Source organism: Kitasatospora sp. NPDC001683 (genome assembly GCF_053596495.1).
On the sequence record NZ_JBSFGK010000154.1, the window covers coordinates 1 to 11,283 of the forward strand.

The following is an 11,283-nucleotide window of genomic DNA, read 5'->3' on the forward strand; positions in this document are numbered from 1 at the left end:
TTTTGCGCGGGGGCGCCGCCCTCGCTGCTCCCGCCCCCGCCAGCGTGGTTCCCGGCAGCTCTGGTGGGGCAGGCTGCCGGGACCGGACCCGGGAGGGTCAGGGGGTTCAGGGTCAGGGTCAGATCGCCTCGAGCGTCCACTTCTGGTTGGACCAGCCGTTGCAGTCCCACAGCTGGACCTTGGTGCCGTTGGCGCCGATCGTGTTCAGGTCCGCGTCCAGACACCTGCCGTTGTAGCCGTTCACCACCCCGTAGCTGGCGAAGTTCCACCGCTGGTTGGACCAGCCGTTGTAGTCCCAGAGCTGGACCGTGGTGCCGTTGGCGCCGATCGTGTTCAGGTCCGCGTCCAGGTACCGGCCGCTGTAGTTGTTCTGGATGTAGTCGACGCTGCCGTCGGTCCACAGGGTCCAGTTCTGGTTGGTCCAGCCGTTGCAGTCCCACAGCTGGACCTTGGTGCCGTTGGCGCCGATCGTGTTCAGGTCGGCGTCCAGACACTTGCCGTTGTAGCCGTTGTGGATGTGGTACTGGCCCACGTAGTTCAGGCCCGCCATCGCACGGACCGTACCGACGTTCGCGCTGCTTTCGGCGGCCGAAGCCGTCCCGACGCCCGCGCCGAGGGCGGCCGTGACCAGAGCCAGGATTCCGAGGCCGGTGCAGATCTGCTTGCGCATGAACTCTCCTCGCGAAATGAGTGAGCGGACGGAGCCCGTGCACGATCCGGTGCCGTGCTCCGTGGCGCTTGCCGTGTCAGCTGACCGGCTGACGTGCCCCATCCTCGCGGCCCCGGCGGGCGTGCGGCCACGACGTTGGCCCGACGTTCCCCCGACACTTGTGCCGGGGCCTGTCGCCCGTTCAGCCGCACAGCAACAGCTCGATGTCCTCCTCCGGCGGAACAGGAGTCAACCAGCGAGCGGCCGTACGCACGTGGCGTACGGCCGCTCGGTGGGGCTTCCGGTCATCGGGGCTTCCGGCGCTCCGATCGACCGGCGATCCGGTCAGCCCTTCATCCGGTCATCTTGTCAGCGGACCGGCAGCACCCGGGTGTGCTCCTCGCGGACGGCCTGCAGGGCGTTCGGCTTGAGGCCGAGGAGCTTCAGGATGGTCGGGGCGATCTGCTTGGTCTCGACCTTCTCGTCCTGGCGGACGCCGTCCGGGGTGGCGGCGCCGGAGACGACCAGCGGCACCTCCAGGTCGTCGGCGTGGGCACCGCCGTGCTCGGCGATCTTGCTGCCGCCGGTGTAGACGACGCCGTACTGGGCGACGCCGAAGACGTCCGGCACCCGCGGGTCGCCGGGCGTGACATGGAAGTAGTCGGCGGCCTGCGCACCGGCGTAGACCTGCTGGATGCCGCTGCTGGTGAAGGGGCGGGCCATGCCGTTGATGTCGACGCCGTTGCCGCTCTGCGCCAGCAGGTAGTCCTCGGCGAACTCGGTGGCGGCCGCGGAGCGGTCGTTCAGCCAGAGCAGCACGCCGTCGTCGTCGACCGCGTGGGCGACCAGGTCGCCGGCCGCCGGATGGACGGCCTTCCAGGCGGCATTGAGGCCGTCCAGCAGCGGGCCGTCGTCGATCCGGTTGAGCGCGGTCGGGTCGATCGGGGACTGGCCGTGCTTGGCCGAGAGGATGACGGTGGTGGAACCGTCCAGGTGCTGCTTGCGCAGTTCCTCGGTGAGCGCGCCGATCTGCTGGTCGACGAACTCCAGGTTCTTCTCGACCAGCGGGCCGGGCACGCCCTTGCTGACGTAGCCGCCCTGGATGCCATCGGAGCTCTTCAGCTTCTGCGCGGTGGAGACCGACTGGAAGTTCAGGCCGAAGACCGCCGGGGTGCCGACCTGCTGCGAACGGCTGTGGTCGTAGCCGTCGATCTCGTTGAGGACGGCCTGCACCTTGTACGAGTCGTACTGCTCGGTGGCCCGGTTGTCCTTGGTCCAGTCGCCGTTGTAGCCGGTCGCGTTGCTGTTGATCTCCGGGGTGAAGAGGTCCTGGACGCCCTCGCCGGAGGGGCCGTTGAGGATGTCGTAGGCGGCGTGCTTGTCCGACCACGCGGTGCGCAGCCCGGCCTGGCGGGCGACCTCGAAGACGGTGTTCACCTGGAGGTAGGAGTGCGGGTAGACCGGCTTGCAGGTCTGCGGGTCGACCGGCAGCTTGGCCGGGTCGAGCAGGGTCCGCGGCTGTCCGGTCATCCGCAGGATGGAGCCGGGCAGGCCGGCCAGGCCCTGGCCGGCGTCGAGCGCGTCCTGGTTCCTGTCCAGGTCCTCGGTGAGGTCCACCTCGACACCGGGCTTGGCGCCCTTGCAGTCGGTGGTGCCGGCCGGGAGCAGCGCGGCGTCGTAGGTGTCGTCGTAGTAGACGCCGGTGGTGCCGGGGCCGCCGCCGGTCAGCTGGGCGACCATGCCGGGGAAGGAGTCCGACGGGTCGGTGGTGCTGGCGTGGGTGTACTCGACGCCGCCGCGGACCAGCCGGGCGAGGGCCGACTGCGGGTGCTCGGCCACGAACCGGGCCAGGTCCGACTGGTGCAGGCCGTCGACCGACAGCAGCAGCACGTGCTGGGCGTGGGCGCCGCGGCCCTCCTCGGCGGCGGCGGCCTGGGCGACGGTGGATCCGGCCAGCACACCGGCGGCGCCGAGGGTGGCGGCCAGCCGGACATAACGACGGGTCACAGAGGGCTCCTGTGGACGGGGGGAGGTGGCTGCGGCGGTGCGGCCCCCAGGCTGGGAGTCCTCGGTGTACCGGCGGCGGCCGGGACGTGAACAGCACTGGTCCCCCGTGCGGAGAGATGTGCGGTTTTACCGAGATCTCACCAACTTGCGGCCCCTCCATGGGAATTGGTGAACGCGTTCGGTCAAGCCGCAGGTGTGCCGGGCGGGAGGCCGAGGACGGTCCGCACTGTCCTGCCGAGCCGGGTTCAGCATTGGAGGATGCGGCGCAGCCAGCGGGTGCGGGCCTCCTGGGCGTCCCGGGAGACGGCCGCGTCCGGGGCGAGGGTGTCGAAGCCGTGGCAGGCGCCGGGCCACACGTGCAGTTCGGCGTCGCCGCCCGCCCGCCAGATCGCGTCGGCGTAGGCGACGGCCTCGTCCCGGAAGGTCTCGGCGGACCCCACCTCGACGTACGCGGCGGGCAGCCGGGAGAAATCGGTGGCACGGGCCGGGGCGGCGTACGGCGAGAGGTCGGCGGCACCGTACCGGTCGCCGAGCACGGCCTGCCAGGCGGTGGCGTTGGAGGTGCGGTCCCAGGTGTCGTGGCCGGCCATCTGGTGGCTGGAGAAGGTGTCACCGCGGTCGTCGAGCATCGGGCTCAGCAGCAGCTGGCCGACCGGCGCCGGACCGCCGCGGTCGCGGGTCAGCAGGGCCAGGGCCGCGGCGAGTCCGCCGCCGGCGCTCTTGCCGCCGATCACCAGCCGCCGCGCGTCCACGTCCAGCGCGCCGGCCTGCTCGGCCAGCCGGGCGAGACCGGCGTAGCAGTCCTCGACGGCGCCCGGGAAGCGGGTGCGCGGCGCCAGCCGGTACTCGACCGACACCACCACCAGCCCCAGCGGCAAGGCCCACGAACGCAACAGCCGCGGCAGGACGGACCACGCGTTGCCCGTCACCATCCCGCCGCCGTGCAGGTAGTACAGCACCGGCAGCGTGCCACCCACCCCTGCGGGGCGCCCGGTGACGAGCGTGACCTCGCCCCCGCCGTCGGCCCGCGGCACTCGCAGCTCCGCCACCTCGAACCGGCCGCCGTCGCGCAGCTGGTCGAGCGTCGGACGCGGCCGGGCGGCGACGTCCCGCTCCTGCCACGCCGTCAGCCCCTCCGGGGTGAGCACCTCGCGCGCCCGCTCACCCGCGGCCGCCACCGCCGCGCCCACCTGCGGATCCAATGGAGGCACCCGCCGAGCCACCAAGCCGTCCACCACCAGCACCCCCTCGCCGAGGGGCACCCGACGGCGCCCCGACCGGCCCAGCTTGCCAGCCCGGCTCGCACGGCCGGCCCGTGGCCCCCGCCTCGGCCGCCGAAAACCGGTGGCCCGGCGGAGGGGCTTGGCGGTTGACTGGGCGCTGGACGTGTCGCCTGACGGTGGGGAGCGGAGCTGTGGAAGACCCGCAATTCACGGTGCTGCTGGCCGGCGCCTCACCGCGCGGTCCGGCCGCGCTCAAGGCGGTCCGCACGGTGACCGGGCTCAGCCTGTGGCGCAGCGGCCAGGTACTGGACGCCGGGACCGCCACCCTCGTGTCGGACGTCCCCTTCGAGGTCGCTTCCCACGCGGCGCAGGTCCTGCTCCACGCGGGTGTGCCGGCTGCCGTCCGCTGCGACTTTTGCCGCCGCACCCTGCCAGACGACGGCTCTCCCGTCGATCCCGGGCCCTGCGCTTCGCCGTACTGGAAGACGCCCCACTGCCAGGCCAACTCCTTGACCACCTGCGACTGCGACTTCTGTGCCGAGTACGGTCCCCTGCCCGGGCACACCGCGCCCTGAGGCAAGGGGGCTACCGGCGCAGGAGCCGGCCGGTGGCGGCGAGGTGGTCGAGGAAGCCGTCCTTGACGATGACGGTCGCGAACGGCCGGCCGCCCTCGGCGACGTTCTGCCGGGCCAGGTCGCAACTGGCGTTGCTCAGCGGCGACTTCGCCACCCGAGGACACATCGACGGCTACTTCGCGCAGCACCGCGTCAGCCCGCGGATCGCCGTCGAGGCCGACTCCGTCCAGGCGCCCACCGAGGTCGTCCAGCGCACCCCGCTCGCCAGCGTCCTTCCCGAGGCCGTCACCCACGACCATCCCCGGCTCGCCCGGATCCCCCTCGACCCGCCGCTCCCCACCCGCACCGTCACCCTGCTGCGCCGCGCCGACGCCTACCGCAGCGCCGCCACCCGCGCCTTCACCGACCTCCCCTCACCCACGACCTCGTCCGCACCCGCGGCTACCCGCCGACCTCGTGAGCCCGGCGGCTCACAGGCCCGGCGGGGCACTTCGATCACGTGTCACCCGATAATCATGGTTTGTCCGTAATGAACGGTTGTGTTCCCTATCTCCCCGGGGCTACGGTCGGGGGTAGCGACTTCTCTCACCCACAGCCGTTCGACCCCACGCCATTGGGGGACCTGCCATGGCCGCCTCCCGTGCCCTGGCCCCGGCTCCGCCCGCGACCGCACGTCGGGGCCAGCACCCGGGGACAGCCCTCACCGTCATCGCGGCCACCCAGCTCATGGTCGTCCTGGACATCACGATCGTGAACATCGCCCTGCCGCACATCCAGCGGGCACTGAGCTTCTCCACCACCGACCTGTCCTGGGTGATCAACGCCTACACCCTCACCTTCGGCGGGCTGCTGCTGCTCGGCGGGCGCACCGGTGACATCCTCGGGCGCCGGCGGGTGTTCATCGTCGGCGTGCTGGTGTTCAGCCTCGCCTCGCTGCTCGGCGGGGTCGCCCAGTCCTCGGCCTGGCTGCTGGCGGCCCGGGCGCTGCAGGGGCTGGGCGGGGCGATCGCCTCGCCGACCGCGCTGGCGCTGATCGCCACCAACTTCAAGGAGGGCCGGGAGCGCAACCGGGCCTTCGGCGTCTACTCCGCCGTGGCCGGTGCGGGCGGCGCGGTGGGGCTGCTGCTCGGCGGCATGCTGACCTCCTGGCTTTCCTGGCGGTGGGTGCTGTTCGTCAACGTGCCGATCGGCATCGTGATCGCCCTGCTGGCGCCGCTGTACATCAACGAGTCGGAGCGGCACCCCGGGCGCTTCGACCTGACCGGCGCGTTCACCGCCACGGTGGGCGTGGTGTCGCTGGTGTACGGCTTCATCCGGGCCTCCGAGCACGGCTGGACGGACGCCGTCACGCTCACCGCGTTCAGCCTGGCCGTCGTGCTGCTGGGCGCCTTCCTGGTCAACGAGCGGCGGGTGCCGCAGCCGATCACCCCGCTGCACCTGTTCCGCGAGCGCAACCGCTCCGGCGCGTACGGGCTGATGCTGTGCGTGGCGGCGGCGATGTTCGGCATCTTCTTCTTCATCACCCTGTTCGTGCAGGAGATCCTGGACTTCAGCCCGCTGCGGGCCGGTTTCGCCTTCCTGCCGATCAGCGCGGCGATCGTCACCGCCGCCCAGTTCGCCGCGCGCAACCAGCTGCGGTGGGGTCCGAAGCCGTTCCTGGTCACCGGCTCGGTGCTGGTCTTCTGCGGGGTGTTCTGGGCGAGCCGGATCGACATCGACAGCACGTACGCGGGCGGCATCCTCGGGCCGACGCTGCTGTTCGGCTTCGGGATGGGCTCGATCTTCGTCCCGGTGATGCTCACCGCCGTCTCGCGGGTCGCCCCGCACGAGACCGGCGCGGCCACCGGGATGCTCAACACCACCCAGCAGGTGGGTGGTTCGCTCGGCCTGTCGATCCTGGTCACGGTGTACGGCACGGCCGGTCGCAACGAGGCCGGGCGTCAGGCCGGGAAGTTCCTCCGACAGGCCACCCCGCAGCAGGCCGCCAGGTTCAGGGCGAGTGGGAAGCTGCCGGCGCCGTACTCCTCGGAGGTGCTGGCGCACGGCATCGCGACGGCCTTCCGGATGGGCCTGGTGTTCGCCGCGCTCGCCGTGCTGATCGCGGTGTTCGTCATCAAGGTGCCGCGGGTGCCGGGCGGCGCGGGCGTCAGCCCTTCGGGGGGCGGTACTTGACAGACCGTCGAGACGTCCACGAGAGTCCTTCACGCAAATGGTTTTCATCTTCGTTAGCCATTCCCCGCCCGCGCGCCCCGCGCGCGCCCCGCGAAAGAGGACCCCCATGTCGCTCGACGTCTCCCCCGCCCTGCTCGAGCAGGCCCGCAACGGCCGCGTGGACGAGGCCGACTTCCTCGACACCGTCCGCGCCTCGCTCCCGTACGCCTACCAGGTCGTCGCCGGACTCAGCACCGAACTCGCCGCCACCAAGGACGAGTTCACCACCGACAACACCACGCCCAGCGACGAGCAGCGCGCCCAGCTGCTGCGCGCGCTGGCCAGCAACGCCATCCGCGGCAGCCTGGAGGACCACTTCGGCGTGAAGCTCGCCTTCGTCAACTGCCACCGGGTCGGCGCCTTCCGCCCCGGCTCCGAGGACAGCGAGGCGTACCGCGAGTTCACCTCGCTGCACAACCAGATCCGCAACCAGAGCCCGGAGCTGCGCAGCTGCTGATCCCGGCACGATCGCGGCCGGGTGCCCTCCCGCGAGGCGGGCGCCCGGCCCCGGTGTTGCGCCGCATTGCGCCCGCGTTGCGGCCCGTTGCGATTCGCTGTCCGGATCGCGTACCGATCTTGTGGCACCCCGGACGGCCTGCGTACCTTCGACGGGCACCACCCGTCCGGTCCTGCCCGGGGCCGCAGGAACCCACGCGGAGCCGCCATCATGCCGACCTCTCCCCGCCCGCTGCGGAAACTCGGCTTCCTCACCATCGGGCTCTTCGACGAGGCCGACCCGCGCCGGGGACACGAGTCCACCCTCGACCTGATCACCCTCGGCGAGCAACTCGGCTTCGACCACGCCTGGCTGCGCCACCGCCACCTCCAGTACGGGATCTCCTCCCCCGTCGCCGTCCTCGCCGCCGCCACCCAGCGCACCAGCCGGATCCAGCTCGGCACCGCCGTCACCCCGCTCGGCTGGGAGAACCCGCTGCGGCTCGCCGAGGACCTCGCCACCGTCGACCTGCTCTCCGGCGGCCGGCTCAACCCCGGCTTCAGCGTCGGCACGCCCACCCACTACCAGCACGTGCGCGGCGCCCTCTACCCGGACACCGGCGACCACGAGGACTTCAGCCACCGCCGGGCCGAACGGCTGCTCGCCCTGGTCCGCGGCGAGGACGCCTCCGACTTCGCCGGCACCGAGGGCATCGAGGTGTACTCGCGCCGCGTCCAGCCCCACTCCCCCGGCCTCGCCGGACGGCTCTGGTACGGCGCCGGCAGCCTGCGCTCGGCCCGTTGGGCGGGCGAGCACGGACTCAACCTGCTGGCCGGCAGCGTGGTCAAGCCCGAACCGGACGACGGCGCACCGGACTTCGCCGAGATCCAGGCCCAGCAGATCCGCGCCTTCCGCGCCCTGCACCCCGAGGGCGAGCACGCCCGGGTCTCGCAGGGGCTGGTGGTGATCCCCACCGACAGCGCCACCCCCGAGCAGCGCGCCAAGTACGAGGCGTACGCCCTCGCCCGCGCCCCGCGCACCCACAGCCCGCAGGGCCCGGCCCGACTGCTCTACGCACCCGACCTGGTCGGCAGCTCCGCGGAACTCGCCGAACGGCTGCACGCCCACGCCGGCTACCGGGAGGTCGACGAGGTCGCCTTCGCCCTGCCGTTCACCTTCGAACCCGAGGACTACGTCCAGATCCTGACCGACCTCGCCACCCGACTCGGCCCCGCCCTCGGCTGGTCGCCCGCGGCCTGACGAGGCCGAGCCGCCGACCCGCCGGTGCGGCACCCGGCGACCGCACCGGCCGTTCGCGCCTCCACCTCGCCCCGGTGACGACGACTCATGAGGATCCTCGTTGACGGGCGGCAGCCGTCCGGAGCCGCTCCTGCGCACACTCTTGCGATGACATATAACCTGTGACATTGTTCTGACCCTGATTCCGGTGACAGGTCACACGTCAATTCCCCCCTCCGCCTCGTGGCCGACGCCGCGTCACCTCCCCCACCTCAGGACAAGGACACCGCAGTGCGTCTGCGCCAATCCCTTCCGCTCCTGGTGGCCGCCGCCCTCGCCGGCCCCGCCACCCTGCTTCCGACCCCTGCCCTCGCCGCGACCCCGACCGCCCAGGCCCACGCGGCGGCCCAGGCCCAGAGCCAGGCACCGGCCGCGCCGAAACCCTTCGGCGCCGAGATCGCCGCCGACACCTCCGAGGACCTGGGCCGCACGGCGGCGCCGCTCCCGCCGGAACTGCTCGGCCAGGCGCTCCAACCGACCGGGACGGCCGTCCAGACCGCCCCGCACCCCCATGCCACGACCCCGGCCAAGCGCGAGCTGACCGCGCAGGCGCCCGCCGCGGCCGGCTGCACGCCCGCCGACTTCGGCAGCCGCAGCGGCGCCGCCCTGGTCTCCTTCGTCCAGGGCTCGACCACAGACTGCGTCAAGACGCTGTACAACGTCACCGGCACCGACGCGGGCAAGGTCTTCAAGCAGTCGCAGATGCTCACCGTCGCGAACGCCTTCCGGGCCCAGGCGGCGAACTACACCGGCGACAACTCCGCGAACATCCTGCAGCTCGTACTCTTCCTGCGGGCCGGTTACTACGTCCAGTCCAACAACGCGAGCGCCGTCGGCCCCTACGACGCCACACTCACCGCCGCCGTCCAGGCCGGCCTCGACGCCTTCTTCGCCACCGCGCACCGGACGGACGTCAGCGACGCCAACGGCGCCGTGCTCGGCGAGGTGCTGATCCTCACCGACAGCGCGAACATCCAGGCCCACTACCTGAAGGTCTACCAGCAGGTCCTGAACGGCTACGGCAACGGCTACAACGCCTTCCCGAAGATGGTCAACGCCGTCAACTCCGTGCTGTGGGCGCCGCTGTGGCGGGCGAACTGGAACCCCGACTACGTCAGCGCCGTCGCCGCCGACCCGAGCGTGATCACCACGCTGGCGAACTTCGCGCAGAACCACAAGGACCTGCTCACCACCCCCAACGCCTTCCTCGACGTCAACGCCGGCAACGACCTCGCCCGCACCGCCGGCGACGGCGGCGGCATCGAGGCCTTCGCCAAGCCGCTGGTCAAGAAGGTGCTCGACACCACCCCGATCTCCGGCGCCGTCGGCAAGCTGTACGTCTACACCGCGTACAACGCCAACCAGTACGACAACGCCCAGTGCTCCTACTACGGCACCTGCGACCTGCCCGGCAAGCTCACCGCCGCCGTCCTGCCGAACAGCCTGGTCTGCGACAACCGCACCATACGCACCGAGAACCTCTCCCCCGAGGAACTGGCCACCGTCTGCGAGAGCCTGCGCGGCGAGGACGGCTTCTTCCACGACCTCGTCAAGGACGACGGGCCCGTCCCCGGCCAGTACGGCAAGACCATCACCCTCGCCGTCTTCTCCAACCGGGACGACTACCAGACCTACTCCTGGGCGATCTACGGCAACTCCACCGACAACGGCGGCCAGACCGTCATGGACGTCACCGACCCCAACAACAAGCCCGTGTCGGTGATGTACCGGAAGTCCTACGACGACGGCTTCCCCGCCAACGTGTGGAACCTCAACCACGAGTACACCCACTACCTCGACAACATCTACGACATGAAGGGCAACTTCTCCACCGAGATCTCCGTCCCGGACATCTGGTGGATCGAGGGCGTCGCCGAGTACGAGTCCTACGCCTACCGCGGCACCACCGACACCCAGGCGATGGCCGAGGCCGCCACCCACCGGTACAAGCTGAGCACGGTCTTCCAGAACACCTACGACAACTCGGACACGGTGCGCACCTACCCGTGGGGCTACCTGGCCGTGCGGTACATGTTCGAGAAGCACCCCGCCGACGTCCAGAACATGCTCGGCCACTTCCGCACCGGCGACTACCAGGGCGGCTACGCGGTCTACAACGGCCTCGGCACCTCCTACGACGCCGACTTCGACGGCTGGCTGAACACCTGCGCCGCCGGCGCCTGCTACGCCGACGGCCCCACCGCCCTGTTCGGCCAGTCCGTCGACGGCGCCACCGTCACCCTGACCGACAAGTCCGTCGAGACCAACTCCCAGGCGTCACTGGCCTCCTGGCACTGGACCTTCGGTGACGGCAGCAGCTCCGACGAGCGGAACCCGGTCCACACCTACGCCGCCCCCGGCACCTACACCATCGCCCTGACCGTCACCGACAGCGACGGACAGACCGCCGCCACCCCGACCTCGGTGACCGTCACCACCGGGGGCGGCACCACCCTGCCGACCTGCACCGACCCGCGCACCGACGCGCTCGGCCAGAACTGCTCCCGCCCGAACCAGGCCCGCACCGCCGGCAACCTCGACTACTTCTACCTCTACCTGCCGGCCGGCACCACCACTCTGAAGGTCTCCACCTCCGGCGGCACCGGCAACGCCGCCCTCTACTACGACCCCGACACCTGGGCCTCCCCCACCACCCACACCGCCGCCTCCACCAACCCCGGCACCGCCCAGACCCTCACCGTCACCAACACCACGGCGGGCTACCGCTACGTCAGCCTCTACGCCACCACCGACTTCAGCGGGGTGACCGTCAGCACCCAGTACTGAAAGGCACTCGACGCCCGACGCGAGGGCGAGCGCGGCCGCGGGTGTGCGGCTCACCCGGAGCCTTCGAGGGCTCACCCGAAGCGGGAGGCCATCCGG

Annotated in this window: 9 protein-coding genes and 1 pseudogene; 6 read left to right on the forward strand and 4 right to left on the reverse strand. The window is 71.4% G+C overall.

Annotated features, from left to right (window positions below; translation table 11 throughout):
* Positions 1 to 118: 118 nt before the first annotated feature.
* The 3 genes from ACWCYO_RS38700 to ACWCYO_RS38710 all read right to left on the reverse strand — a co-directional run bounded on the left by ACWCYO_RS38700 (position 119) and on the right by ACWCYO_RS38710 (position 3,918).
* Positions 119 to 670 (reverse strand): RICIN domain-containing protein, encoded by a 552-nt coding sequence (locus ACWCYO_RS38700; protein WP_270140277.1) that lies wholly within the window; start codon positions 668 to 670, stop codon positions 119 to 121.
* Between the two features lie 348 nt (positions 671 to 1,018).
* Positions 1,019 to 2,656, reverse strand: a complete 1,638-nt coding sequence (locus tag ACWCYO_RS38705) for an alkaline phosphatase family protein (RefSeq protein ID WP_449786822.1) — start codon at positions 2,654 to 2,656, stop codon at positions 1,019 to 1,021.
* A 245-nt stretch (positions 2,657 to 2,901) separates the two neighbouring features.
* Positions 2,902 to 3,918 carry an alpha/beta hydrolase gene (locus tag ACWCYO_RS38710; RefSeq protein ID WP_449786823.1) on the reverse strand — a complete coding sequence of 339 codons (1,017 nt, stop codon included), beginning with the start codon at positions 3,916 to 3,918 and terminating at the stop codon, positions 2,902 to 2,904.
* 152 nt (positions 3,919 to 4,070) lie between these two features.
* On the opposite strand from ACWCYO_RS38710, the gene ACWCYO_RS38715 reads away from it, so the two are divergent.
* Positions 4,071 to 4,454, forward strand: coding sequence for a ribosomal protein L7/L12 (locus ACWCYO_RS38715; protein WP_449786824.1), 384 nt, complete (start codon positions 4,071 to 4,073; stop codon positions 4,452 to 4,454).
* Between the two features lie 10 nt (positions 4,455 to 4,464).
* Here the strand turns inward: ACWCYO_RS38715 and ACWCYO_RS38720 are convergent, their stop codons facing one another.
* A complete protein-coding gene (locus ACWCYO_RS38720) occupies positions 4,465 to 4,608 on the reverse strand; it encodes a hypothetical protein (RefSeq protein WP_449786828.1) in 144 nt (47 codons plus the stop codon).
* Between ACWCYO_RS38720 and ACWCYO_RS38725 the strand changes: the two are divergent.
* From ACWCYO_RS38725 to ACWCYO_RS38745, 5 genes and pseudogenes are all read left to right on the forward strand, one after another.
* A pseudogene (locus ACWCYO_RS38725) lies at positions 4,577 to 4,914 on the forward strand (LysR substrate-binding domain-containing protein); the annotation flags it as partial. The gene ACWCYO_RS38720 and the pseudogene ACWCYO_RS38725 sit on opposite strands and share 32 nt — an antisense overlap.
* A gap of 167 nt (positions 4,915 to 5,081) precedes the next feature.
* On the forward strand, positions 5,082 to 6,626 hold the full coding sequence (locus ACWCYO_RS38730; protein WP_449786825.1) for an MFS transporter: 1,545 nt from the start codon (positions 5,082 to 5,084) through the stop codon (positions 6,624 to 6,626).
* Positions 6,627 to 6,732: 106 nt separating this feature from the next.
* A complete protein-coding gene (locus ACWCYO_RS38735) occupies positions 6,733 to 7,122 on the forward strand; it encodes an SCO5389 family protein (RefSeq protein ID WP_270140282.1) in 390 nt (129 codons plus the stop codon).
* Positions 7,123 to 7,332: 210 nt separating this feature from the next.
* Positions 7,333 to 8,361: an LLM class flavin-dependent oxidoreductase gene (locus tag ACWCYO_RS38740; RefSeq protein ID WP_449786826.1), complete on the forward strand. Its 1,029-nt coding sequence runs from the start codon at positions 7,333 to 7,335 to the stop codon at positions 8,359 to 8,361.
* Positions 8,362 to 8,631: 270 nt separating this feature from the next.
* A complete protein-coding gene (locus ACWCYO_RS38745; protein ID WP_449786827.1) occupies positions 8,632 to 11,187 on the forward strand; it encodes a collagenase in 2,556 nt (851 codons plus the stop codon).
* The last annotated feature ends 96 nt before the right edge of the window (positions 11,188 to 11,283 follow it).